21 protein-coding genes, 2 tRNA genes and 2 rRNA genes are annotated in these 25,964 nt (G+C 43.4%); 16 read left to right on the top strand and 9 right to left on the bottom strand.

Annotation, left to right across the window (positions count from 1 at the left end):
* The first annotated feature begins 17 nt into the window (after positions 1-17).
* Together GKR48_RS04935 and rrf are read left to right on the top strand one after the other, a co-directional pair.
* Positions 18-2,923, top strand: a 23S ribosomal RNA gene (locus GKR48_RS04935).
* Between the two features lie 142 nt (positions 2,924-3,065).
* Positions 3,066-3,181, top strand: a 5S ribosomal RNA gene (gene rrf / locus GKR48_RS04940).
* A gap of 463 nt (positions 3,182-3,644) precedes the next feature.
* Here the strand turns inward: rrf and idi are convergent.
* The 3 genes from idi to narX form a co-directional block, all read right to left on the bottom strand.
* Positions 3,645-4,166: an isopentenyl-diphosphate Delta-isomerase gene (gene idi, locus GKR48_RS04945; RefSeq protein ID WP_154627263.1), complete on the bottom strand. Its 522-nt coding sequence runs from the start codon at positions 4,164-4,166 to the stop codon at positions 3,645-3,647.
* Between the two features lie 178 nt (positions 4,167-4,344).
* Positions 4,345-4,983, bottom strand: coding sequence for a two-component system response regulator NarL (gene narL, locus GKR48_RS04950; protein WP_230086564.1), 639 nt, complete (start codon positions 4,981-4,983; stop codon positions 4,345-4,347).
* 70 nt (positions 4,984-5,053) lie between these two features.
* A complete protein-coding gene (gene narX / locus GKR48_RS04955) occupies positions 5,054-6,832 on the bottom strand; it encodes a nitrate/nitrite two-component system sensor histidine kinase NarX (RefSeq protein ID WP_154627264.1) in 1,779 nt (592 codons plus the stop codon).
* Between the two features lie 199 nt (positions 6,833-7,031).
* Here narX and GKR48_RS04960 point away from each other — a divergent pair, with 199 nt between their 5' ends.
* From GKR48_RS04960 to GKR48_RS04980, 5 genes are all read left to right on the top strand, one after another.
* The gene (locus GKR48_RS04960; protein ID WP_154602817.1) at positions 7,032-8,018 is read left to right on the top strand and encodes a glycosyltransferase; all 987 of its coding nucleotides are present in this window, start codon (positions 7,032-7,034) and stop codon (positions 8,016-8,018) included.
* Positions 8,019-8,273: 255 nt separating this feature from the next.
* Positions 8,274-9,020 carry a helix-turn-helix transcriptional regulator gene (locus GKR48_RS04965; protein WP_154627265.1) on the top strand — a complete coding sequence of 249 codons (747 nt, stop codon included), beginning with the start codon at positions 8,274-8,276 and terminating at the stop codon, positions 9,018-9,020.
* Between the two features lie 348 nt (positions 9,021-9,368).
* Entirely contained in the window at positions 9,369-10,670 is a 1,302-nt protein-coding gene (locus GKR48_RS04970) for an NAD(P)/FAD-dependent oxidoreductase (protein WP_036950176.1), read from the top strand.
* 57 nt (positions 10,671-10,727) lie between these two features.
* On the top strand, positions 10,728-11,096 hold the full coding sequence (locus GKR48_RS04975; RefSeq protein ID WP_154627266.1) for a cupin domain-containing protein: 369 nt from the start codon (positions 10,728-10,730) through the stop codon (positions 11,094-11,096).
* Between the two features lie 29 nt (positions 11,097-11,125).
* Positions 11,126-12,619, top strand: a complete 1,494-nt coding sequence (locus GKR48_RS04980; protein WP_154627267.1) for an aldehyde dehydrogenase family protein — start codon at positions 11,126-11,128, stop codon at positions 12,617-12,619.
* Positions 12,620-12,682: 63 nt separating this feature from the next.
* Here the strand turns inward: GKR48_RS04980 and GKR48_RS04985 are convergent, their stop codons facing one another.
* Positions 12,683-13,351, bottom strand: coding sequence for a helix-turn-helix transcriptional regulator (locus GKR48_RS04985; RefSeq protein ID WP_154627277.1), 669 nt, complete (start codon positions 13,349-13,351; stop codon positions 12,683-12,685).
* A gap of 397 nt (positions 13,352-13,748) precedes the next feature.
* Here GKR48_RS04985 and GKR48_RS04990 point away from each other — a divergent pair, with 397 nt between their 5' ends.
* From GKR48_RS04990 to GKR48_RS05010, 5 genes are all read left to right on the top strand, one after another.
* A complete protein-coding gene (locus tag GKR48_RS04990) occupies positions 13,749-15,242 on the top strand; it encodes an APC family permease (protein WP_154627268.1) in 1,494 nt (497 codons plus the stop codon).
* Complete coding sequence (locus GKR48_RS04995) at positions 15,217-15,822, top strand: DUF3156 family protein (protein ID WP_230088596.1); 606 nt, start codon at positions 15,217-15,219, stop codon at positions 15,820-15,822. Before GKR48_RS04990 ends, GKR48_RS04995 begins: the two co-directional genes overlap by 26 nt.
* Before the next feature lie 132 nt (positions 15,823-15,954).
* A complete protein-coding gene (gene phoA, locus GKR48_RS05000) occupies positions 15,955-17,364 on the top strand; it encodes an alkaline phosphatase (RefSeq protein ID WP_230088598.1) in 1,410 nt (469 codons plus the stop codon).
* A 188-nt stretch (positions 17,365-17,552) separates the two neighbouring features.
* Entirely contained in the window at positions 17,553-18,083 is a 531-nt protein-coding gene (locus GKR48_RS05005) for a GNAT family N-acetyltransferase (RefSeq protein ID WP_154627269.1), read from the top strand.
* Positions 18,084-18,235: 152 nt separating this feature from the next.
* On the top strand, positions 18,236-18,490 hold the full coding sequence (locus GKR48_RS05010; RefSeq protein WP_154627270.1) for a DUF1435 family protein: 255 nt from the start codon (positions 18,236-18,238) through the stop codon (positions 18,488-18,490).
* Between the two features lie 106 nt (positions 18,491-18,596).
* On the opposite strand, the gene GKR48_RS05015 is transcribed toward GKR48_RS05010, so the two are convergent.
* From GKR48_RS05015 to rsmC, 3 genes are all read right to left on the bottom strand, one after another.
* A tRNA-Leu gene (locus GKR48_RS05015) sits at positions 18,597-18,682 on the bottom strand.
* Between the two features lie 122 nt (positions 18,683-18,804).
* A tRNA-Leu gene (locus GKR48_RS05020) sits at positions 18,805-18,890 on the bottom strand.
* 174 nt (positions 18,891-19,064) lie between these two features.
* Complete coding sequence (gene rsmC, locus GKR48_RS05025) at positions 19,065-20,078, bottom strand: 16S rRNA (guanine(1207)-N(2))-methyltransferase RsmC (RefSeq protein ID WP_154627271.1); 1,014 nt, start codon at positions 20,076-20,078, stop codon at positions 19,065-19,067.
* Between the two features lie 134 nt (positions 20,079-20,212).
* Here rsmC and GKR48_RS05030 point away from each other — a divergent pair, with 134 nt between their 5' ends.
* A complete protein-coding gene (locus tag GKR48_RS05030) occupies positions 20,213-20,623 on the top strand; it encodes a DNA polymerase III subunit psi (RefSeq protein WP_154627272.1) in 411 nt (136 codons plus the stop codon).
* On the top strand, positions 20,592-21,062 hold the full coding sequence (rimI, locus tag GKR48_RS05035) for a ribosomal protein S18-alanine N-acetyltransferase (protein WP_154627273.1): 471 nt from the start codon (positions 20,592-20,594) through the stop codon (positions 21,060-21,062). The genes GKR48_RS05030 and rimI overlap by 32 nt, the downstream gene beginning before the upstream one ends.
* Positions 21,063-21,242: 180 nt before the next feature.
* Here the strand turns inward: rimI and GKR48_RS05040 are convergent, their stop codons facing one another.
* Together GKR48_RS05040 and GKR48_RS05045 are read right to left on the bottom strand one after the other, a co-directional pair.
* Complete coding sequence (locus GKR48_RS05040) at positions 21,243-21,539, bottom strand: helix-turn-helix domain-containing protein (protein WP_230088599.1); 297 nt, start codon at positions 21,537-21,539, stop codon at positions 21,243-21,245.
* Complete coding sequence (locus GKR48_RS05045) at positions 21,539-22,483, bottom strand: LysR substrate-binding domain-containing protein (protein ID WP_154627274.1); 945 nt, start codon at positions 22,481-22,483, stop codon at positions 21,539-21,541. Before GKR48_RS05045 ends, GKR48_RS05040 begins: the two co-directional genes overlap by 1 nt.
* Before the next feature lie 96 nt (positions 22,484-22,579).
* Here GKR48_RS05045 and GKR48_RS05050 point away from each other — a divergent pair, with 96 nt between their 5' ends.
* Both GKR48_RS05050 and prfC read left to right on the top strand, forming a co-directional pair.
* A complete protein-coding gene (locus GKR48_RS05050; RefSeq protein WP_154627275.1) occupies positions 22,580-23,650 on the top strand; it encodes a tartrate dehydrogenase in 1,071 nt (356 codons plus the stop codon).
* A gap of 185 nt (positions 23,651-23,835) precedes the next feature.
* Complete coding sequence (gene prfC / locus GKR48_RS05055) at positions 23,836-25,425, top strand: peptide chain release factor 3 (RefSeq protein ID WP_036950211.1); 1,590 nt, start codon at positions 23,836-23,838, stop codon at positions 25,423-25,425.
* Positions 25,426-25,964 lie beyond the last annotated feature (539 nt).

A 25,964-nucleotide genomic window follows, 5' to 3' on the forward strand; every position in this document is an offset into this window, starting at 1 on the left:
ACACCTTCGGGTTGTGAGGTTAAGCGACTAAGCGTACACGGTGGATGCCTAGGCAATCAGAGGCGATGAAGGACGTGCTAATCTGCGATAAGCGTCGGTAAGGTGATATGAACCGTTATAACCGACGATTTCCGAATGGGGAAACCCAGTGCAATTCGTTGCACTATCGTTTGATGAATACATAGTCAAACGAAGCGAACCGAGGGAACTGAAACATCTCAGTACCTCGAGGAAAAGAAATCAACCGAGATTCCCCTAGTAGCGGCGAGCGAACGGGGAGCAGCCCAGAGTCTTAATCAGCATTAGCATCAGGAGAACGGTCTGGAAAGGCCGGCAGTAAAGGGTGATAGCCCCGTATCCGAAGGTGTTAGTGTTGTGAACTCGACGAGTAGGGCGGGACACGTGTTATCCTGTCTGAATATGGGGGGACCATCCTCCAAGGCTAAATACTCCTGATTGACCGATAGTGAACCAGTACCGTGAGGGAAAGGCGAAAAGAACCCCGGCGAGGGGAGTGAAATAGAACCTGAAACCGTGTACGTACAAGCAGTGGGAGCACCCTTGTGGTGTGACTGCGTACCTTTTGTATAATGGGTCAGCGACTTATATTCTGTAGCAAGGTTAACCGTATAGGGGAGCCGTAGGGAAACCGAGTCTTAACTGGGCGAATGAGTTGCAGGGTATAGACCCGAAACCCGGTGATCTAGCCATGGGCAGGTTGAAGGTTGGGTAACACTAACTGGAGGACCGAACCGACTAATGTTGAAAAATTAGCGGATGACTTGTGGCTGGGGGTGAAAGGCCAATCAAACCGGGAGATAGCTGGTTCTCCCCGAAAGCTATTTAGGTAGCGCCTCGTGAACTCATCTTCGGGGGTAGAGCACTGTTTCGACTAGGGGGTCATCCCGACTTACCAACTCGATGCAAACTACGAATACCGAAGAATGTTATCACGGGAGACACACGGCGGGTGCTAACGTTCGTCGTGAAGAGGGAAACAACCCAGACCGCCAGCTAAGGTCCCAAAGTCATAGTTAAGTGGGAAACGAAGTGGGAAGGCTCAGACAGCCAGGATGTTGGCTTAGAAGCAGCCATCATTTAAAGAAAGCGTAATAGCTCACTGGTCGAGTCGGCCTGCGCGGAAGATGTAACGGGGCTAAACTATGCACCGAAGCTGCGGCAGCGATATGTAAATATTGTTGGGTAGGGGAGCGTTCTGTAAGCCTGTGAAGGTGTGCTGTGAGGCATGCTGGAGGTATCAGAAGTGCGAATGCTGACATAAGTAACGATAATGCGGGTGAAAAACCCGCACGCCGGAAGACCAAGGGTTCCTGTCCAACGTTAATCGGGGCAGGGTGAGTCGACCCCTAAGGCGAGGCAGAAATGCGTAGTCGATGGGAAACGGGTTAATATTCCCGTACTGGTGATAATTGCGATGGGGGGACGGAGAAGGTTAGGCTGGCCGGGCGACGGTTGTCCCGGTTTAAGGATGTAGGCAGGTGAATTAGGCAAATCCGGTTCACTATATGCTGAGGTCTGATGACGAGTCACTACGGTGGCGAAGTAGCTGATACCCCGCTTCCAGGAAAAGCCTCTAAGCTCTAGATTATCATTAATCGTACCCCAAACCGACACAGGTGGTCAGGTAGAGAATACTCAGGCGCTTGAGAGAACTCGGGTGAAGGAACTAGGCAAAATGGTGCCGTAACTTCGGGAGAAGGCACGCTGGCATTAGGTGAAGTGGTTTACCCATGGAGCTGAAGCCAGTCGCAGATACCAGCTGGCTGCAACTGTTTATTAAAAACACAGCACTGTGCAAACACGAAAGTGGACGTATACGGTGTGACGCCTGCCCGGTGCTGGAAGGTTAATTGATGGGGTTATCCGTAAGGAGAAGCTCTTGATCGAAGCCCCAGTAAACGGCGGCCGTAACTATAACGGTCCTAAGGTAGCGAAATTCCTTGTCGGGTAAGTTCCGACCTGCACGAATGGCGTAATGATGGCCAGGCTGTCTCCACCCGAGACTCAGTGAAATTGAACTCGCTGTGAAGATGCAGTGTACCCGCGGCAAGACGGAAAGACCCCGTGAACCTTTACTATAGCTTGACACTGAACATTGAGCCTTGATGTGTAGGATAGGTGGGAGGCTTTGAAGCGTGGACGCCAGTCTGCGTGGAGCCAACCTTGAAATACCACCCTTTAATGTTTGATGTTCTAACGTAGCCCCGTTATCCGGGGTGCGGACAGTGTCTGGTGGGTAGTTTGACTGGGGCGGTCTCCTCCCAAAGAGTAACGGAGGAGCACGAAGGTTGGCTAAGCATGGTCGGACATCATGCGGTTAGTGCAAAGGCATAAGCCAGCTTGACTGCGAGAGTGACGGCTCGAGCAGGTACGAAAGTAGGTCTTAGTGATCCGGTGGTTCTGTATGGAAGGGCCATCGCTCAACGGATAAAAGGTACTCCGGGGATAACAGGCTGATACCGCCCAAGAGTTCATATCGACGGCGGTGTTTGGCACCTCGATGTCGGCTCATCACATCCTGGGGCTGAAGTAGGTCCCAAGGGTACGGCTGTTCGCCGTTTAAAGTGGTACGCGAGCTGGGTTTAGAACGTCGTGAGACAGTTCGGTCCCTATCTGCCGTGGGCGTTGGAAGATTGAAAGGGGCTGCTCCTAGTACGAGAGGACCGGAGTGGACGCACCACTGGTGTTCGGGTTGTCATGCCAATGGCATTGCCCGGTAGCTAAGTGCGGAAGAGATAACCGCTGAAAGCATCTAAGCGGGAAACTTGCCTTGAGATGAGTCTTCCCTGACTCTTTAAGGGTCCTAAAGGAACGTTTAAGACTAAGACGTTGATAGGTTGGGTGTGTAAGCGTAGCGATACGTTGAGCTAACCAATACTAATGAACCGTGAGGCTTAACCTGACAACACCGAAGGTGTTTTCGAGATGAGAGATGACGTTGATTCAATAAAGTGTGAGACGCCGAGAGGCGGACACAACAGCTTGTTCAGGATTGATATTCTGGTTTAGTGAATGAAAGGCTAAACGGGAATAAACAGAATTTGTCTGGCGGCAATAGCGCGGTGGTCCCACCTGACCCCATGCCGAACTCAGTAGTGAAACGCCGTAGCGCCGATGGTAGTGTGGGGTCTCCCCATGTGAGAGTAGGGAACTGCCAGACATTAAATTAGCCGAGAAGCCACCCATTGGGTGGCTTTTTTGCGTTTGGGGCATGAAAAATAGGTGGTAAAAGGCAATATTGTTATCATCTGAAGCGTGATGATCGAGAAAGTTATCGTCGAATCTCGAAAGCTCCCTGAACTCTACGTTTCTTACTCTTGGAGTATCACCATCTGTGGGGCATCACTGTAGTTATCCAACGAAAAAACGCAATACGACCATCTCAAGGTTAATAACCAAGTCTCACCAATAACATATTATTTCGACAGAAAAATTCCTCGTGTGATGTGGCCACTTAACGTCAGAATAAAGCCTCTGAATCAGATCTAAAATAGACATTAAGATCCTTCCATTGATCTAATCAAGACTAAAAACTATCGATTACAGTCTCTAATTCTTATAAAAAGACTATCTGTAGCAGATAGAAAATGAATGTACGCAGTTGACGTAATATAGAAGAAGGATTAGGAAGAAAAATTCAGTAATGGGTATTTTTCCCAGATTTTTTTGAACCACGGAGTGAATTTTTCAGGGTGAGTACTAATCTCTTGGGCTAAAGTTTCAAGGCTAACCCAGCGGGTAGCACTGACTTCTTCAGGATTAGGAATGACTTGATTATCATAGTACCCCACAAATAGGTGGTCATACTCATGCTCAATTAGCCCACCATTAACATCCGCTTTATAAATAAACTCATCAACATGAGTTAATGAAGTTGAAAAACCGAGTTCTTCCGCTAAGCGACGCAAAGCTGCATCATGGGTATCTTCTTGTGGCCTTGGATGGCTACAGCAGGAATTGGCCCACTGTCCAGCAGAATGATATTTATGAAAGGCGCGTTGTTGAATGAGCAATTCGTTCTTACGATTAAAAATGAAGATAGAAAATGCACGATGCAGGCAGCCTTGCTGATGAGCAAGTAATTTTGGCATGCTACCAATCGGCGTGTCTTGTTCATTAACTAAAATAAGCTGTTCTTCTATCATGGGGTCATCTGTATCAGTAAGAGTCAAAAACAAGCTTATTATAACTGGAAAAAAATGACTTGTAGATTAGAGCTATTAATAACCTTTGCTAATTTGCAATGGGAGCTTGATAAAGTGCATTCATAGCTAGATGAATCGATCATTTAGCTATGAATGAAGACGGTATGATGAAAAAATATTATTTTTGTTGGAGCACCCAGACAGCAGCTTCGACTCTAGATTTTAGATTTAGTTTTTTAAGCAAATGTTTTACATGTACTTTTACGGTGCTCTCTGCGATATCTAAATTTCGAGCGATCATTTTATTTGATAATCCTTGAGCGATAAGCTCTAAAATGTCAGATTCTCTTGGCGTTAGTGCGGCAGCATCGCTTTCATTTTGTGATTGATTTTCTCTTAATGATTCCGCAAGAACAGAAGTTAATGTTGGGCTAACCACCATTTTTCCACTTGCAGCTTCTTTGAGTGCGATAATGAGTTCTTCAGGTTCCATATCTTTTAGTAAATAACCATCCGCACCTCGCTTAAGCGCACTGATCAAATCGTCACTATAATTCGATACGGTAAAGAGAATAATTCTGCCTGACAGTTCGCGTTTTCTGAGCTCATCTAGGGTTTCAAAACCATTCATTCCAGGCATATTGAGATCTAAAAGGATCAGGTCAGGATCTTGTTCTTCTGCTATCTGAATACCCGTTTTGCCATCACCAGCTTCACCAATAACTTGAAGTGAAGGCTCTAAGCTAATCAGCTGTTTTACACCATTTCGGAGCATTGGGTGATCATCAATAAGTAGGATCGTTGATTTTTCGGTCATTATATTTTTAGTCTCCATGAATGATTTGATCCGGTGTTTTAAATATCAAATGTTCTAAATGTCAGATGTTTTAAATATCAGATAAAGGGAATGTGACTTTCACTTCGGTTCCCCCTTCTGTGCGTTGAGTAATGTAACACTCGCCATTTAGGCTAAGTGCTCTTTCTCTCATAATAATGAGGCCATAATGGTTAAGTTTATTTGGATTGTCATCAATACCATTGCCATTATCATCAATTGTAATGGTGACGGTGCCTCTATGTTGGCTTAATGAAACTTTAGCCCAAGTTGCATTGGCATGCTTCAGAATATTACTTAGCGCTTCACGAATAATTTGTATTATGTGGATAGATTGGTGTGGCGAGATACTTTTCGCTGGAATTTCATAATTAAGTTGAATATTAAAGCCAATACGCCCGCTAAATTCACCTAAAGTACTTTTGAGTGAAGGTAATAGACCTGATTCAGTGAGTTTCAAGCGGAAAGTCGTCAATAATTCCCGTAACTGACTGTATGCAGTATTAATTTCTGTACGCATCTCATTGAGTAAATGTAGAGTTGTTTCTGGTAATGGTTCTGGTTGCATTTGCAGATAGCTAATTTGCATTTTTAAACATGAGAGTGATTGCGCGATAGAGTCATGAAGCTCTCTGGCAATCGCGGCACGTTCATCCATAATCAGCAGCTGTTGTTGTTGCTCTATCTGTTGCTCCATGGTGAGCATACCTGAAATCTGCTTCGCGAGCATAAGAACCAATCTATTTTTTTCATCAGAAAATGGTTGTTTTTGCTCAAGTTCACCGATAATCACACCATATCGGTGCATATTATCAGAGAGATCCCACTGTAACGTTTGATATTCTTTTGCTGAATTATTGTTTAATGGATGCTGATTAGTAGAAGATAGCTTTGCTTTATCTATTTCGAGATTGGTCGTGGCATAAGAGATTTCATGGAAATATTGTTCATTGCTATCTTCATATAATTTGAGTCGCAAGTTTTCTAACTGTGTAATGTTTTTCAGCTCCGCGAGAACTTTTTGTAATCTTGAATAAAGTGTTTCCGATGAGTGTAATATTTGATTTGATTGATAAAGATATGACAAAACACGGTTTTTAGCGAGTAAGTCTGCGGTCTTTTCTGCTACACGTTCTTCGAGTTGGTGGTAACTTTGCGCCAACTCATCAGACATATGATTGAGGGTTTCACCTAGGGCATTGAGCTCATCTTGCTTATTATTTTTCATGGGATAGCGCTGAGTAAAATCTTTACGCCCAATGGCATTAACCATAGAAAGCAGCTTCATCCATGGGTAATAAATTTTTCGTCTCAAATGCCAGATTGTCCCCATCAACAGCAAAAAGACTAAGCTAATAAAAATCAACTGAGTCATCGCAACGTAAGCGATTTTTTTCTCAGTTTTATCATCAATGTTATGAACTAACTCATTAAGCATGTTAACAAAAGTAATGACTTCATAGCGAGCATCATCAGGCGAAGATGCCTTAGTGAGTGCGGGTCTTAAAGTATTCAGCCAAAATTCATGTATTTTATTAAATTCAGGTGTGAGATTTTCAATTTTAACCACTTGGGTGAGCTCGGGGCTGAGTAAGTCTTTCTCTAACTCATCAAGGTAATTTTGGTTATGTTGGTTTATGGGCGTTAAAGAAAGTAGGCGGTAACTTTGCATACGCAAGGAGCCTGATGTGTTAATGGCATGCGCGTTGCCTTGTACACTGATGATCATGCGGTTGGAAATCGTCATACCGATAATGCCCAAAACAGCAATAAGCAGCATTAACCCAATAACCTGGTTGATAATTGAGAAGCGACGATTGAGTGGCGGCATGATTCCTCTTCCTAAACGTGTTTATTATCCTGAATGACATTATTTTTTATGATGTCATTTTGGAGTATACCTATTTTGACCATGAGTATTGAATTGAATTTATTTACTTTCGCGAAGATCCCGCATTATTAATGAATAAAAACATAAAATACGGTATTTTAAGGGCAATAATAATCAATTGATTAGCATAAGGTTAAACATGTCCCTTCAGCCTGTATTGAGTATCGTTGTTGCTGTTTATAACGGCGAAAAGTTTTTACCCCATTTTTTTGACAGCTTAATTGCTCAAAAGCTCGAAAACTGGGAACTGATCGTTGTGAACGATGGTTCAAAAGATGATAGCGAATCCGTGATCCGTCAATACGAAGATAAGTTTGAGAATTTCAAAGTACTCACTCAGGAAAATGGTGGTGTTTCCGTTGCGCGTAATACCGGAATGGCTGTCGCAACAGGGAAATACATCACTTTCCCTGATATTGATGATGAAATTGATGCCAGAATGTATGGTCGCTTATTAGAGATTGCCTTAGCGGGTGATCTGGACGTAGCTACATGTAATGGTACTTATGTTTACACTAATGGAGATGCTCCGAAGGCTATTTTCCCACCGAATAAAGTGCCTTCTACTGGCGTGATTACGGGGCCTCAATGGCTACAAATTGGCTTGAGCTCCCGTAAATTTCTCCATGTAACATGGCTGAATCTGTATCGTTTGTCATTAATTCGAGAACATAATTTTACCTTTGAGCCTAGATTGCACCACCAAGATATTCCTTGGACGACAGAAATGCTGCTGGTTGCCAAACGCGTGCAGTTTATCAATGAACAATATTATGAATATCTGATCCATAACCAATCTGTTTCTCACTCTTTAACCGGAGATGAGCGCTCAGTACGTAAGATCAATACCTACCTGAAGATCTTGGATATGTTGATGGATATCTATAAACGTCATCCTGAGGAAGTGAAACAAGCACCGGCCTGCTTATGGCAGGTGGGGAAAGAAGGTTTAGGGGTTGTTTTAGCGCTCTTAGCCATTAAGTCACCAGAAACGCAAAAGCAGATGGTTCAGCTGTTTTTTGATAAAGGTTACTGGGATATTGTTTGGAAGCATGCCACAACACTGAAATTAAAATGGCGTTTGATCCGTCGTTACAGCAAATTGAAAGCCATTATCAATAAATAGTTTTCTAGCAGCCTTTCGGGGCTGCTTTTTTTACCAATCTTCCACTTTCCCTATCTTCTACTTCGCCCCACATCCCTTCAAATTATTAAATAATTGATAAAATATTATTAATTATCATGGCGTATAATGTGAGTTAATTAACATATTAATAACAAAAAAATTGAGCTTCCTCCCAGAATATGGTCTTTATAGGGTCATAGTTCACCTGAATATACACGGTGATAAATTATTAATAAGTTAATGAGTGAGGGCTGAATGGATCATTATCTGCATAAATTACCTGACCTTATTGACTCCGTGGCAACTAACCAGTTTTACCCCAATTTGTTGTCATGGCTGTCCTCTTTTGTGGCTTTTGATAACGCTATTATCTATGCCTTCGAAAAAGAAGGCGCACCACGCTTTTTGTCAAAAGTTGAAAAGCGTAATAGCGACAGTATCAATCGCATTTATCAGCGTGGCGCTTATCTGATGGATCCTTTCTATCAAGAGCTACAAAAAGGCGGCAGCTCGAAGGTGCTAACATTGAAAGAAGTTGCACCAAAAGGATTTTATCATACGGATTATTATCTTAATTTTTATCGGAAGACAGGTTGGTGTGATGAGGCGGGGCTGCTGCTGGAGCTATCAGCCGATAAACAATTAGGTATTTTCTTTGGTAATGAAGATCAGCCTTTTCTTTCAGATGAAAGTAAGCAGAAATCATTAAAAGAAGCCTTTGATATTATTCGAAGTATTGCTCGGTTACATAAGGAAGTGGTACCGAATTCAGTCTCTAGCCATTACCGCAATACGGACTTACAAACTTGCTTTGGTTTGACGCCAAGAGAGTGTGAGGTCGTTGAATTAATTTTGGAAGGTAAAGGTTCCCCGCAAATTGCCGAAGCGCTGTTTATTAGCTTAGGCACCGTCAAAAATCACCGTAAGAATATCTATCAAAAATTAGAGATCAACTCTCAAGTTGAATTGTTTAATTTGTTAATGACTCCAATAAAACAGTAATTGAGTGGGGTTAGTTTATTTCTGGTATATATCAGATAGTTAAACTGAATTGTTAAAATAAGTTTTATTTTTCAATTAATTACAATTTACTCTCAGTAGTAAAACACTCCTTGTCTTCTTTCTTTATCAGAATATGTAATATTTTCTATTAATATAATAATAAATATTTATCTTTTTGAATTTAAACATAAAAGATTTAAATTGATTTAATTTTGTTTATAAGTAAATATTGTATCCACGTCACAAATGTTAACTTTATGTTTCGAATATCCCTAAAGGGCTATGTAACTGTTAATGATTGGTTAAGATAATCAAGGTTATTGCAAGATACTATATAAGGTATCCATTATGAATAACCAAGTAGAATCATTAACTTATTACTCAGCAACCAAAAAATATGACTTGCGTTTTCCAACCTTGAAAGAAGACATTGATGTGGATGTCGTGATCATTGGGGGGGGATTCTCAGGGATTAATACAGCATTGGAATTGTGTGAAAAGGGCATTACCAACATTGCTATCTTGGAAGGTCGTCATCTTGGTTATGGCGGCACAGGGCGCAATGGTGGGCAAGTGATGGCTGGTATTGGTCATGACCTAGACGCGATTAAAAAGCATGTTGGTTCTGAAGGTTTAGAAACGATTTTTAAACTGAGCAACATGGGCGCGGGGATCATGCGTGACCGTATCGCCAAATACAATATTGATGCGGATTTTTGCCATGGTTACGCCTATTTAGGTAGCAATAAGCGCCAAGAGAAAACCCTGCGCAGTTGGCTGGCGGATTTTAAGGCCGTCGCGCCAGATGAAGAAATTGAATTTTATACAGGTTCAGATTTAAAACAGATCATCGGATCTGACGCTTATACATGTGGGATCAAACACATGGGCGGCGGGCATGTTCACTCACTTAACCTGTTACTGGGGGAAGCGAAAGCAGTGAGTGAATATGGCGCAAAAATTTTTGAAAACAGCCAAGTATTAAATGTTGAGTATGGCGATACGGTAACGGTTCGTACCGCGATGGGCTCCGTAAAAGCGAAAAAAATGTTGTGGGCGTGTGATGGTTTCTTGAATGGTCTTGAGCCAACGTTATACCCAAAAACAATTAACACCTATGCCTATCAGTTAATGACAGAAGAGCTTTCTGATGAACTGATTGAACGCATTAGCCCAATTCGTGGGGCATACAGCGATATTCGCCCAGTCATCGATTACTACCGTGTGACCAATGAAAATCGCCTGCTATTTGGTAGCTCGACGTACTTTTTAGAATACATTCCATCTGACTTGAAAGAGTGGAACCGTAAATTGATGCTGAATGTTTTCCCATACCTGAAAGACGTCAAAATCGAGCTGGCATGGGGTGGTCCAATGGCGTGCAGTGCCAATCTGTTCCCGCAAATTGGCACGATCCCAGGTCATAAAAACGTGTTCTACGTGCAAGGCTACTCGGGCTTTGGTGTTACACCGAGCCAGATCGTGTGCAAGGTGCTTGCTGAGGGGATGGTTGAAGGCTCCAGCCGCTATGACCTGATGAGTTCGATTCCTCATGCTGACATCATGGGGAAAGACAGCATGCGCAATGCCATTGTGTCACTTGCCAAGTGTTGGCATCAGTTATCAGGATATTGGCAAGGTCGTCGCTAAGTTTTCCTAAATTTAATGTCCATTTTTGATTTTATTACATAATAGAAGGTAAGAAAGATGATCAGCCCATTACTGTTAAACAAAGCACTTCCTGAATTACTGAACATTGGTAGCGTAAGCAATTTAGGTTCTGTGGTTGTTGAAGGCGACCCACAAGCCAGCGTGGCGATGATCCACGGCGAGCCAACAGATAATCTGACTTGCGGTATTTTTGCGTGTACAACAGGCAAATTTAAGATGGTTTACCCATTTGATGAAATGGCAACTGTCCATGAAGGTTCGGTGAAATTAACCGACGTGAAAACAGGTGTTACCGTGGAATACCACAAAGGCGACACTTGGTTTGCAGCTAAAGGCACTGAAGTGCTATGGGAAATCAGCGCACCACGTTTTGTAAAACACTATTTAGCCTGCGTGAATGCGTAATTCGATAAATTAACGAGGTGGAGATAACGATGAGTGAGTTAACCCTGTTACCAGAAGTGAGAGAATTCTTGAACCGTCAACACGGTCATTTTATTAATGGATTGCCTGTTTCTGGCAAGGGAGATGCTTATTTTGAAGTCGTGAATCCAGCCACCGAGCAAGTGATTGCGAAAGTGAAAGAAGGGACTCGTGAAGAAGTTGATGCAGCGATGAATGCGGCATATGCCGCATTTAAAGGCTCATGGGCAAATACCACACCGATGGAACGAGGCAACTGTTTGAATCGTTTAGCGGATTTGCTCGAAAAACACTTAGAAGAATTAGCGCAATTAGAAACCTTAAGTTCTGGGAAAACCATTCAGTTATCACGTTTTCTGGAAGTGGGATCAGCGGCGCAGTTTTTACGTTATTTTTCGGGCTGGGCAACCAAAATTAGCGGTGAAACCCTGAATGTTTCTTTGCCATCATTTAATGGCGAAAAATACTCGGCATTTACCCAGCGTGAGCCTGTCGGGGTGGTTGCAGGGATTATTCCATGGAACTTCTCCATTATGATTTCCATTTGGAAATTAGCCGCCGCATTGACATGTGGCTGCACGATTGTACTGAAGCCAAGTGAGTTTACCCCTCTGACCATGCTACGCGTGGCTGAACTCGCTAAAGAAGCGGGTATTCCCGATGGCGTGATTAACATCGTTAATGGTGGCGGTCGCGAAGTGGGACCTGCTTTAATCAGCCATGAACTTTGTTCGAAAGTGACCTTTACAGGCTCTGTTCCGACTGGATTGGCGGTAGGGCGCTCTGCAATGGAAGGTAAACTGACTCGCGTCACATTAGAATTGGGCGGTAAAAATGGTGCGGCATTCTTAGCGGATTTATCCGTGGATAAGATTGTGAGCGGCATCATTGAAGCAGGTTATTTAAACCAAGGGCAAATCTGCGCAGCCGCAGAGCGTTTCTATATTCCAGCTAAATTGATGGATGCGGTTCTGGAAGCGCTAAAAGCGCGTTTATCGGCGATGAAGATTGGTTCGCCATTGGATGAAACCACAGAAATGGGTCCATTAGCCAATAAAGCCCATTACGATAAGATCTTAAGCCTATTTGAAAAAGCACGCCAAGATGGTAGCGAAATTGTCTATGGCGGGCAGCCAATTGCTGGAGCGGGTTACTTTGTACCGCCTACGATTATTCGCGCAAATGGTCCAGATGATGTGTTAATGAAAGAAGAGACATTTGGTCCTATCGGTACCTTCTTAGCTTATGATGATGAAGAAGAGCTGATTACGATGATGAATAGCACGCCGTTTGGCTTGGCTGCGAGTGTGTGGACAAATGATCTCAGCAAAGCAATGCGTATGGTTTCACAAATTGAAGCCGGTACCGTTTGGGTGAATATGCACACCTTCCTTGACCCAGCAGTACCTTTCGGTGGTATTAAATCTTCAGGAATTGGTCGTGAATTTGGTAGTGCATTTATTGAACATTACACTGAATTAAAGTCCGTCATGGTGCGTTATTAGAGCGTTAGTGGTTTTGTTTTTTCTGTAAAGCAACAGTTTTCCCGGCCAATGTGCCGGGATTTTTTATAGAATTTTATCTTGGCGGAGAATAAATCCGGAGGAAACTAACTCTGTCCGGTTGCTCACATTGGCTTTGGTAAAAATATTGCGTAGATGGGTTTTCACGGTGGAAAGCGAAACGCCCAATAGCAGCGCAATACGTTTATTACTGGCGCCTTCTCGCACTAAGTGAATGATTTCCTGCTCTTTCGGAGTATAGGAAACCAGTGAATCGGGGCGTACATCGAACGTCATAAGCTCCGCAATCGGTAAGATTGCATTGAGCCTCATCACTTCTTGGGGGGTAAATGGCGTATCTCGTAGCACCGAAATGCCCGCCACAATCTTATTTTTACGGCGAATAAAAATCTCGGCCATATCCGCGATATGGTTAGGTTGCATAAAATCATGGAAGAAGGTTTGATCGTGCTGACGCATTTCCACCGGCATCTTCACTAAACGGAGATCTTCCCCGCGAAAATGGTCGGGATGTAAGGGATCGTGCTGGGAAAAGGCCGAGAGATACTCTTCATGCATACGCGCGGAAATCCCATACAGGACATGGTTTTCTGGCTGCCAGTGTTCATTCACCAGATAATAAACCGCCGCAGAAATCGGAATGATATGGGCAATTGTATTTAGGCAGCAGTCGATTAAGCCCTGTTGACTCTCACTAAATAGCGGTTGAACCATCATCATACCCCATCAAAATATACAGTTTACTATCATGCAATTTAATTCAATTAACATAAAGTAAACATGTTAATAACGTGAACTTGATTACACTATTCAAAACTTGTTTTTTATCGCTTAGAGGTAGTTGGCTGCCTTTGGGTATCTTTCGCAGTGTATTTGTTAATATATTAATGAGGTGATTTTTAACTAACCATTGATATTTAAATGATTATTATATTACTTGAGTTTTTAAAGGGTACTTTTCGTCTTGGGCTCTGCGCGCGCCCCTCTCTCTGGGTATCGTTCTAAAGGACGATGGCGACATGTTTGTGCTTATTTCTATAGTGAGAATGCAGTCACTTAGTTTTTACAAAAAATTCACAATTCGGGCTGTGAGCAGAGAGAGGGAAGCAAAATGAATTTATCCTCAAAATTAACATCACATATTGAAAAAGGTAAGGTCGGCTTTCCAACCACGCTCGCCAGTTCGGTTGGCGTGATTATGGCAAGCCCTGTGATCCTCACTGTAACCAGTGGTTTTGGGATCGGCGGTGATACTTTTGCCTTAGCTGTTTTACTGAGCTTTATCATGATGCAGGCTCAATTAACCACATTCTCTGAAGCGGCGGCAATTTTACCAACCTCCGGTTCTGTTTACGACTATATCTCCTGCGGTATGGGTCGTTTTTGGGCGATTACAGGGGCGCTGTCTGCCTATCTAATTGTTCACGTTTTTGCTGGCACCGCAGAGACCATTCTGTCCGGTATTATGGCGTTAGTGAACTTTGAAAGCCTGAATACAGTGCTGGAAACCAACAACTCCTCTTGGATGGTGGGTGTTGGTTTAGTCGTGGCATTCGGCTTACTGAATGCATTTGGTATCGAAGCTTTTGGTAAGGTGGAAGTGGTGCTCACTTTTGCAATGTGGAGCACGCTAGTGATTTTCAGTATTTGCGGGCTGCTGATGCCATTTCACGTTTCCGCAGAAGGCTGGTTTGGTCAAGGGCTGAATATTTCTGACCCGACCGTTGTTCTTAGCTTTGTGGGAATGGCGATGTTTATGTTTGTCGGCTGTGAATTAGTGACACCGATGGCGCCTGAAATTAAAAATTCAGCCAAAGTGATCCCGCGTGCGATGGCGATTGGTTTATGTGGCGTAGCATTCTGTATGTTCTTGTTTGGTGCAGCACTGACTAACCAAGTCGAAAACGTGATTGTCGATCCACAAAATGGTGTGAGTCTATTAGAAACGCCAATGGCCATTCCTGCGTTTGCTGGGCAAATCATGGGTGACTTCGGTAAATACTGGATTGGGATTGCATTATTGCTGGCGGGTGGGGCGACCATCAACACCTTAATGGCAGCAGTTCCGCGTATTCTTTACGGTATGGCGTTAGATGGTGCATTACCAAAGGTATTCGCTTATTTACACCCTCGCTTTAAAACGCCTGTGTTCGGTATTTTAGTGGCGGTGATGATCCCATGTTTGCACGCATTTGCTATCCAAGGGGATTTAGACCGTATTATTCCACTGGTTCTGGCGGCGGTGTGTTCGTGGGGAACGGCGTACTTATTAGTGACGATTTCTGTGGTGCTATTGCGTATTCGTCGACCTGATTTACATCGTGCTTATCGCTCACCATTCTTCCCTATCCCACAAATTATTTCGAGTGTGGGGATCATCCTAGCGATTGTTTACATCACGCCGCCGGGCATGAATAAAGCGGATGTGTATATCCCATTTGCCATTATGTTGGGATTAACCGCGAGTTATGCATTAGGTTGGACCGTGTTAGTGCAGAGAGTGAATCCATTTAAACCTGTTCCGGTTGAACAAGTATTATCCAACTCATTTGAAGATGACAATGCAGAGGAGGTGGAACTTGAGCCTTTACGTAACCTTGCCTAAGTCACCATGGTGGAAAAAGTTAACCCAAAAGCGCCTCCCGACAGGGTATCAAGCGGGGTTAACGTTAAATCGGATAGAGAAAGATATCGCCCCTTATGTTTGTGAATGGGGGGCACCTGGAGTGCTCCTCATCCAATTGCCTCAAGGCATTAAAGTGGAAGTGACTGAGCGTGTAAAAACCTTGTTTATGGCGTTTATTGTGCATAGCCGTTTTGCAGTTTCCGGTAAATGTGATAGTGCGCTGGTGGCTCAGATTGATGTAAAAACCGCAGGATCTGCGCGGAAAAAACACGTTCAGTTCACGACACAACAAACGGATGGGAAACTTTTGGTCGAAAGTTTGGAGCAGTACCCTGTGATCCGCCAAACTTTCGAAGAGCTAGACTTCACTCATTGTCATATTGCTGTCAAAAATGGGGTTTGGCGGTGTGAAATTGAGCCTTATACCGCATCGGAAATGGTTAGTCGGCTCCCCGCGGCTCGGCGTTACTTACGTTTGACAGACCAGCAGCGCCATCGCTTGTTAAGTGCATTACAGCTGATTTCTCAGCTCATGAACCAACAGGCTTCTCAGCAATAATTTTTCTCCTCGATAACGCTCAGATTGGGCGTTTCGCATTTAGGGGTGTCATGCTAATGGTATCTATGTTTATGACAATCATCTTTATATCGACATAAAACCGTCATTCAACTGTCATCTGGCTGCTCTAGCATGCTGGTCAACTATTCGAAGCATACTTATTTACTCTTCTTATTGATTGGCAAGGATAAAAATGATGCAGTTTCAGAAAGTCGAGCTGCAAAAGGGGATATCACTAAATTTGGTGGTGCTCGCCGTTTATCGACTGAACAGACGGATATCATGAAAGCAGCACTGCATAATGGTCAAGCAAAGAACGTTATTTTATTTATCGGTGATGGTATGGGTGATTCTGAAATTACTGTCGCACGTAACTATGCAGAAGGCGCTGGCGGTTTCTTTAAAGGAATCGATGCACTGCCAATCACTGGGCAATACACCCATTACGCATTAGACAAGAAAACACAAAAACCAGACTATGTCACTGATTCTGCGGCATCTGCAACGGCATGGTCTTCCGGTGTGAAAACCTATAACGGCGCTTTAGGGATTGATGTGTTTGGTAACGACCATGACACATTGATTGAAATTGCAAAACGTAATGGTAAAGCAACGGGCAACGTGACGACATCTGAAATTCAAGATGCAACGCCAGCGGCTCAGTTTTCTCACGTGACGGGGCGTAAATGTTACGGCCCAGAAGAAACCAGCGAAAAATGTGCAACGAATGCATTAGAAAATGGCGGTCGTGGTTCTATCTCTGAACAGCTAATGATCACCCGCGCCGATGTCACATTAGGTGGTGGTGCGAAAAGCTTTAAGCAGGAAGCTAAAGCGGGTGATTACAAAGGGAAAACCTTGGAAAAACAAGCGGAAGAGCGTGGATTCACTATCGTTCGTGATGCTAAGTCACTCGATGCAATCAAAGAAGCTAACCAAGATAAGCCAGTGTTAGGCCTGTTCCATGATGGCAACATGACCGTAGCGTGGGAAGGTCCAAAAGCCACTTATCACGGCAACTTAAATAATGCAGCTTTAGAGTGTAAACCGAATTCTAAGTTAGACCCGAATGCACCGACATTAGCGCAAATGACGGAAAAAGCGATTGATTTACTGAAAGTAAATCCGAATGGCTTCTTCTTACAGGTTGAAAGCGCATCTATCGATAAACAGGATCATAAAGCGAATCCATGTGGCCAAATCGGCGAGACTGTCTCGCTGGATCAAGCGGTACAAGTTGGCTTAGATTTCGCTAAGAAGCACGGTGATACGCTGGTTATCGTGACGGCTGACCACTCTCATTCTAGTCAAATTATTCCAGACGGAACTAAGTCATCAGGCTTAACTCAAGCGCTGATCACAAAAGACGGTACCGTGATGACCGTGAACTACGGTAACTCTGAAGAAGAAGATTCACAGGAGCATACAGGTGCTCAGCTACGTGTTGCAGCTTATGGTCCACATGCCGCGAACGTGATGGGTCTGACCGACCAAACCGATTTGTTCTTTACCATGCGCGATGCGATGGGATTGAAGCAATAAACCAACCCCTGTAGTTAAAAGTTCTCTGTGGCAGGAAGCTGCAGAGAACTTTTTTGTTTATAAAGTCCAATAAATCCTCATTAAGTTTCCTTCTTTATGCCCTGATTTCTTTTTTATTGTGTAGCCTGTATGCTCGCTATCTATCCGATTTATATAGCCTTTATATAAGTATTAAGAGAACAATAAAAATGAGAATAACACGTGAACTCACGCGGGATGAAATCCCAAATGTGTGGTTGATTGATAGAACTGAATTGATTGAACATCTTTATCTTCACCAGCAGGGTACATTAGTGTTATCTGCCCAGCGGTTTGATATGAAAGGTTGGCCTGAAGGTGAAACGGATGCTTATACACCGTATTTACTTGCTAGCTATGATAACGGGGCTGTTTTCTTTGGGGTTTTTGATGAAGATAGCCTAATCGCCGCAGCCAGTTTAGATAATGTATGGCGCGGGGAAAAGTTAGATTTGCTACAACTTTCTTTCCTTCATGTTAGTCACCAATATCGTGGTGAAGGGCTGGGCGGCCAGCTTTTCAAACTTTGTCAGCAGAGGGCGTTGGAGAAAGGCGCGGGTGGGTTGTATATTTCTGCAACCCCTTCCGAAAATACGGTGCATTTTTATCAATATATGGGTTGTGAACTGCTCGAAAAGCCAGATCCTGAGCTGTTTGCGCTAGAGCCTGAAGATATTCACTTTGTTTGTATTTTTGAGTGATATTTTCACCGTGGGGAGATGTTTTTCCCCACAAAAATTTGATTGATTTTTATAGAAACGCAGATATTATTGATAATCATTATCATCTTTAGCGAAATTATAGGCTAATTAAGAGTTAGCCAAAAACTCGTTAGCTATAAATGGGAGGCGTTATGGGAACTAGCGTATCAAAAGCAACAGGGTTGCGGCGTATTGGTGCTGGTTTGTGGGGCGTCTTCGCGGTGGTGTTACTGAGTATTATGTATTTGCTGAGCAATATGGGGTTTGATCCACTGAAAGTGGCGATGATCACCTTGATGATTGCGACGGCAGGCATGCTGTTTAATCGAGGTTCACGGCGTTTACTCATTATTCCAGCGGTGATGTCTTTAGCGTGTTTTTTACTGATTTTTATTATGCGAAGCTAAGATTATCTAAGCGATATCTAGGTTAGGAATATTGCGTGAATGGCTATTGAGAATTGAATATCTGAAGATTGAATTTTTGAAGATTAAGGCTACGAATCATTAACAGTGGTGCGAAAGGGGGGACTTGAACCCCCACGTCCATAGGACACTAACACCTGAAGCTAGCGCGTCTACCAATTCCGCCACCCTCGCAAATACTGTCAAAATTCTTTCTATTGATACTTGTCTACATCATGCTCAACGCATAGATAACTATGTGATACGGATAGCGAAGAGCAGTCAACGCATAGATAATTGAAATTATGAAGAGTAAGTGGTGCGAAAGGGGGGACTTGAACCCCCACGTCCATAGGACACTAACACCTGAAGCTAGCGCGTCTACCAATTCCGCCACCCTCGCAATACTAACTCTTTTGCATAATTGCTCATGCATCAATAGTACGCTGCGGATTTTAGGCTAATTTGAGCAGACGTCAATAAATTTTTATCGGCGTAATTTTGTTTGATGAAAAAACGGCCAACTTATAAAGTTGACCGTTAGAAACAAAATCGACAATGAGATAATTTCGTTGTTTTAGCGCTTAATGGCTTCGTAAACTTTGAATTTACCTGTCTTAGCCAGAACCACATGGCCGCCAAACGCTTTATCCAGCAGATCAGGATATGGTAAAAACGCATTCGCTACGATCCGTAAGCGTCCGCCTTTTTTCAGGTGCTTAGGTGCTTGGAAAATCAGTGTTTCTACCGCGTTATAACTGGTGTTGATCCCATCATGGAACGGTGGATTCGAAATGATCCAATCAAATTTATCATCAACATCGGAATAGACGTCGCTTGGGATCACTTTACCGGTGAGGTTGTTGGCTGCTAATGTTGCTGTAGCGGAATCAATCGCGGATGCGCTGACATCACTCAGAGTTAAGGTGACATCTGGATTTTGTGAGCCGATAACCGCAGCGAGTACGCCGTTACCACAAGCCAGATCAAGCACATTACCGCTCATTGGCTCAGTCAATGTGGAAAGCAGTAAATCACTGCCGATATCTAACTCGTTATGGCTGAATACACCTGGAAGCGCATGAATTTTCACGTTATCAACCTGATAGTTACGCCACCAGCGTTTAATATCAAATTCGGTTGGTTGCTCGAGTTCACCATAATAGAGTCCACAGCGGCGTGCGGAGTCAATTTTTTGCAGTGTCGCAATCCCTTCCATTATCGCGTCGGCACTTTTTACGCCGCTGCGATTTTCGCCGACGATAAAAATTTGGCTGCCAGCAGCAAGATGGGTACATAAGTCATCAAGTTGGAACGCGGCTTCTTGTTTGTTCTTAGACCAAAAGTAAATTAAGGTGTCGCAAGGTTTAACGAATTCCGCAGTTGCTGTTGAAGAAAACAGAACATTTTCACCCAATGCCGGCTGTAAGTTTTTCCAGCGATGGTACTGGTTAGTGAGCACGCGCACGCTGGCGGCTTCTAAAATTGCGCCCAGTTCATCCTGAATATCGCCTGCCAAAAGAACATGACGATCGGTAAAGTGCTCTAAATGGCGTTGAATAACTTCGCTGGCGGGTGTCAGTAATGACATATTCTGTCTATCTCCTAAAATGAATATAACCACGCGGACTACCTTACCAGAAAAAAGATAAATAGCATTGCTCTGTTGGCGCTATTAATCCCCTTTGATAAGATGTGGTTGTTAACTAACGACTGGGTAAAGCAATGACACGACGTGACAGACTTTTAGAACAAATGGGGATCACTCAATGGATGGTGAGAAATCCGACTGTGTTACGTGGTGAACGTGGTGTACGCATTCCTGAGTCGACTAAGCTTATTATTATCACTGATGAGAACCTTGATTTAAACAGCCAGCTGCTAAAAGATATTTTTCTCACAATGAAGATCGATGAGATTGACGTTGTATGCATTAATTCCGATCAGCTCAAACTCATTCCAACACCAATAACAATACCTTGTTGGGTGATAGGGGATGGCATTCATCCCGAAGGTTCAAAAGTCACATTTATTTCTCCTGTTTTGTCTGAACTGATAGCAAGCAGCAATGCTAAACAGGCACTATGGAAACAAATTTATCAATATGATGAAAATTTCAACACTCAAACAATCTGATCTCGCTACAGCCTTCTTAATTGAAAAGTTAAGCCATGATTTTCCGTGGACTGAGCGAGTTTTTTATGGAAACCAAGGTGAAAAGTACCATAATCTAAAAATATCAGTTAATAATCAAATTGTTGGGTATGCGATAACTCAGTATGTATTAGATGAGGCTACGCTGTTTAACATTGCCATTCATCCTGATTTTCAAGGGCGTGGTTATGGGCGTATGTTATTGGAAAGATTAATTAACGACCTTGTTAATCGAGGGATTTCAACGCTATGGCTGGAAGTGCGAGAATCGAACACCTCTGCCATTCATCTGTATGACAAACTCGGTTTTCAACAGGCTACTGTGCGTAAAGATTATTATCCAACGAAAACAGGCCGAGAAGATGCGTTAGTACTGGCATTAACCTTGTTCAGTGAAGATATGTTTAGTCAAAAAGCGTAATACATTTTTCTAAAGAAAAACCACGGTAGCCCTGAAGCCACCGTGGTTTTTTATAACTTTCACGAGCCTATCATTTACGATTTCTCTGTTTCCGTGAAAATAGGTTTTCTCAAGCGCCCAACTTTTTCTTTCAGGCTCCTTTTGACTTTGGTCGTTGCTTTGACTTCTTCATTCAGACCTTTATAGGTTGAGTAGCACATAATCAACATTAACACCGAAAGTGGGATTGCGCGTGCCGCCTACTCCAGATAGCGAATGTTGGGATTGCGTGTATTCACCATACTTGAGCCAAATCTTATCGACATCGAGTAAATCAGCCTGCTTATTGAGATTATCTTCGTCAATCATGCCGCCTTTTGTCCACTTATTGACAGCAGTACGGGAAACGCCAAGTTGTTCCCCAACTTTTAACTGGCTCATTTTTTTCTGTTTCAATAGCTTGAGTAAGCGCTCTTTAAAAGTCTCTGGTTCGGTCATTAATGGGCATCCAATTGGTTATATTCATCCCCAAAGATGGGTGGTAAATGGGTAGCGAGATACTTTTCAAGATTTTCAATGAAAACTCTAAGACTAGCACTATTACGTAAACTACGTGAATAAACAGCAAAAACATCAGCACCTTGATGCCATTGCGGTAGAACGCGCACTAGTTTTCCTGACTGAAGTTCAGGGAGTACACTCCAAAGTGAACGTAATAAAATCCCTTCACCGCTGAGGCACCATTGTTTGGCGACTTCGCCGTTATTGACCATTAATTTACTGTTCGGCGTGATGGTCATGCTTTCTTGTTGGTGCTCTAATTTCCAGATTGCGGGAGCTTGATTGCGCTCTTTGATGGCAATACACAAGTGTTTTTGTTCAAGTTCTTGGGGTAAAGAAGGCTGCCCATATTTTTGAATATACGCGGGAGAGGCGCAAAGCACTCGGCTATTGCGGGCTAACCGGCGTGCAATAAATTGCTCGGAAATGGTGCCGCCAATACAGATATCCAAATCGATATTTTCACTGATGATATCGACAGAACGATCTGTTAGTGTCAGATCAATACCCAAAAGCGGGTAATCAGCACGTAATGCTAGAATAAAGGGATTCAGGTAGGTGCTACCAAAGCCTGTACTGCAACTGATGCGCAGTTCTCCGCGGATCTCTTCACGACAAGCTTGTAACTCTCCCTGCATGCGCTCCAACTCTTCCAGTAATAACTCACTGCTACGCAGAACAATTTTCCCTTCTGGCGTCAATTGAATGGCGCGAGCATTACGGAAAAACAGCGTTTGCCCTAAGTTTTCTTCCAGTAACTTAATGCGTTTCGATATATATGCTGGAGATACTAATAGTTGTTCCGCCGCTTGGGAGAAGCTCATCAATCGGGCGACCGTGACAAATACACGGATATCTTCAAGCAAAGGTAGCTTGTTCATAGTTTGTAAACCTAGGGATTACAGTTCATGCCTATACTTTATCACAGCAAGCCATAAACTGGAGAACATGCATAGATAATAATAAGGGCGTTGAAAATGGCACAATTCAATATAGCAGTCATTCCGGGTGATGGAATCGGAACGGAAGTGATCCCTGAAGGATTACGTGTTTTAGAGGCAGCAGCACAAAAGCACGGTGTAAAGCTTAACTTTACACACTTTGACTGGTCGTGTGAAACCTATCACCGTACAGGGCGCATGATGCCGGAAGATGGTTTAGAACAACTGAAAAAATTTGATGCTATTTTCTTAGGTGCCGTTGGGTTCCCTGGCGTTCCAGACCATATTTCCTTATGGGGTTTATTACTACCAATTCGCCGTGCTTTTAATCAATATGTGAATCTGCGTCCGGTCCGTTTATTTGAAGGGATTAAATGCCCGCTGGCGGATAAAAAACCGGGTGATATTGATTTTTATGTAGTGCGTGAAAACGTAGAGGGCGAATATTCTGCAATTGGTGGAATTCAGTATGAAGGGACGGAAGATGAAATGGTGTCCCAGCAAAGTATTTTTACCCGCAAAGGGACTGACCGAATTTTAAAATATGCTTTCGAACTTGCTCGTTCTCGCGATAAAAAACATTTAAGTTCAGCCACGAAATCCAATGGATTATTTCACTCAATGCCGTATTGGGATAGCCGTGTGGCTGAAATGGCAAAACAGTATCCGGATGTGAAAGTTGACCAATTCCACATTGATATTTTTGCGGCTAACTTAGTGAGGATGCCGGAGTTTTATGATGTGATTGTGGGCTCAAACTTATTTGGGGATATTTTGTCAGATCTTGGACCCGCATGTACGGGGACGATTGCGATTGCACCGTCCGCGAATATCAACCCTGAAAAACAGTTCCCATCGATGTTTGAACCTGTGCATGGTTCCGCACCAGATATTGCTGGGAAAAATATTGCCAACCCAATTGGGACTATCTGGGCGGCAGCGATGATGATGCAGCATCTCGGTTGCCAAGAAATGCACGATACGATTATGTCAGCGGTTGAAACGGCGATTCGAGAACGTCGTCACTTGACTCGCGATATGGGCGGAAACGCCAGCACACAAGAATTGGGACTGGAAATTGCTCAGTTAGTGGTTGCGTCGGTGTAAGTTTATTGGGCTCCATCCTGTGGGTGGAGCGCCTAACATTTCAGGCTCTGATTGTTTATAACCCCAAGATCTGCGAAAATAACCGCCAATTACGATTAACAATACGGATTTGCTGCGCTTAGAGCCACCTCGAGCCTCTTCCTGATGCCCATACAAATCTGGATATAGACGAAAAGAACGGTTAAATGACAGATCAGAATTTTCTCCATGAAGTTAGCACCCGTAGAACGTTTGCTATTATTTCTCACCCCGATGCCGGTAAAACCACGATCACTGAAAAAGTATTACTTTTCGGACACGCAATTCAACGTGCGGGAACGGTAAAAGGTCGCGGTTCTAACCAGCATGCTAAATCAGACTGGATGGAAATGGAAAAGCAGCGTGGTATTTCAATCACCACCTCTGTGATGCAATTTCCCTATAATGATTGCTTAGTGAACCTGTTAGACACTCCAGGACACGAAGACTTCTCGGAAGATACTTATCGTACATTAACCGCCGTTGACTGCTGCTTAATGGTTATCGACTCCGGTAAAGGGGTTGAGGATCGTACTCGTAAACTGATGGAAGTTACTCGCCTGCGCGATACGCCAATTCTGACCTTTATGAACAAATTGGACCGTGATATTCGCGACCCAATGGAGCTGTTAGATGAAGTGGAAAATGAGCTGAAAATTGCTTGTTGCCCAATCACATGGCCAATTGGCTGCGGTAAGTTATTCAAAGGTGTTTACCACTTACTGCGTGACGAAACCATTTTGTATCAAACAGGTCAAGGCCATACAATTCAAGAAGTTCGCATCGTTAAAGGGTTAAATAACCCTGAATTAGACGCGGCTGTTGGTGATGAATTAGCTTCTCAGCTTCGCGAAGAGCTGGAGTTAGTTCAAGGGGCTTCCCATGAATTTGACCACGATGCATTCTTAGCGGGTGAACTGACCCCTGTATTCTTTGGTACTGCATTGGGTAACTTCGGTGTGGATCATATGCTTGATGGTCTCGTTGAGTGGGCACCGGCACCGCAAGCACGTAAAACGGATGTGCGTGAAGTGGAAGCCACTGAAGAGAAATTTACAGGCTTCGTTTTCAAAATTCAGGCGAATATGGATCCAAAACACCGTGACCGTGTTGCCTTTATGCGTATCGTTTCGGGAACCTATGAAAAAGGGATGAAACTGCGCCAAGTGCGTATTAAGAAAGATGTTGTGATTTCTGATGCGCTGACTTTTATGGCGGGTGACCGTTCTCAAGTTGAGAATGCCTATGCAGGGGACATCATCGGTCTGCATAACCACGGGACTATCCAGATTGGGGATACTTTCACCCAAGGTGAAGAGCTTAAATTTACCGGGATCCCGAACTTTGCGCCTGAATTATTCCGTCGTATTCGTCTGCGTGATCCGCTGAAGCAGAAGCAGTTGCTGAAAGGTTTGGTGCAGTTATCCGAAGAGGGCGCTGTGCAGGTCTTCCGTCCATTAATCAATAATGACTTGATTGTGGGTGCGGTAGGGGTGCTTCAGTTCGACGTGGTGGTTTCCCGCCTGAAGAGCGAATATAACGTTGAAGCGATTTATGAAGCGGTTAACGTCTCTACCGCTCGCTGGGTTGAGTGCGATGATGTGAAGAAATTCGAAGAATTTAAGCGCAAAAATGAGCAGAACTTAGCCTTAGATGGCGGTGACAATTTATCTTATATTGCGCCGACAATGGTTAATTTGAACTTAACCAGCGAACGTTATCCTGAAGTGAGATTCCGCAAAACGCGCGAACACTAATCATTATTTCTAATTAGTTCATTTATATCTAAATGGTCAACTGAGTTGGCCATTTTTGTTACTTATTCTATTAATTATCAATATATTCAATATGGTAAATAATGGAATCGATATTTTTCTGTGGAGAGCATACTGCTATGATGGCGGTGGGTGCTTGGATCATTTTGGTTCAAGCAGATAATTGATTCAAATAAACCATTGGTTTAAGCGAACAATAAGTTGTGAGACCAAAAAGACGAAAGCCCCGAGTTCCATTAATAGTAACTCGAGGCAGTCTCCAACACGACAATTGGATTCTGTCTCCTTTTTGTACAGGAGTCAAGAGGAATGACCAAGTTTGCTCTTATCGGGCTAATGACCGTGTGTGCCACGGTGTTGTGCCTTTCACTGTTGCTGCGAGACCGAATTTGTTCGGTCAATGTAATCAGTGGAAACACAATGGTTCAAGCTACTCTATTGTGCGTTGAGTAGTCTGGTGGGGGAGTAATCCCCCACATTTCTCTCTGATTGTAAGTTAGGTGATACAGGCACCCTTTTTC

The sequence above is a fragment of the Providencia sp. wls1943 genome (genome assembly GCF_009706275.1).
GTDB classification, from domain to species: domain Bacteria; phylum Pseudomonadota; class Gammaproteobacteria; order Enterobacterales; family Enterobacteriaceae; genus Providencia; species Providencia zhijiangensis.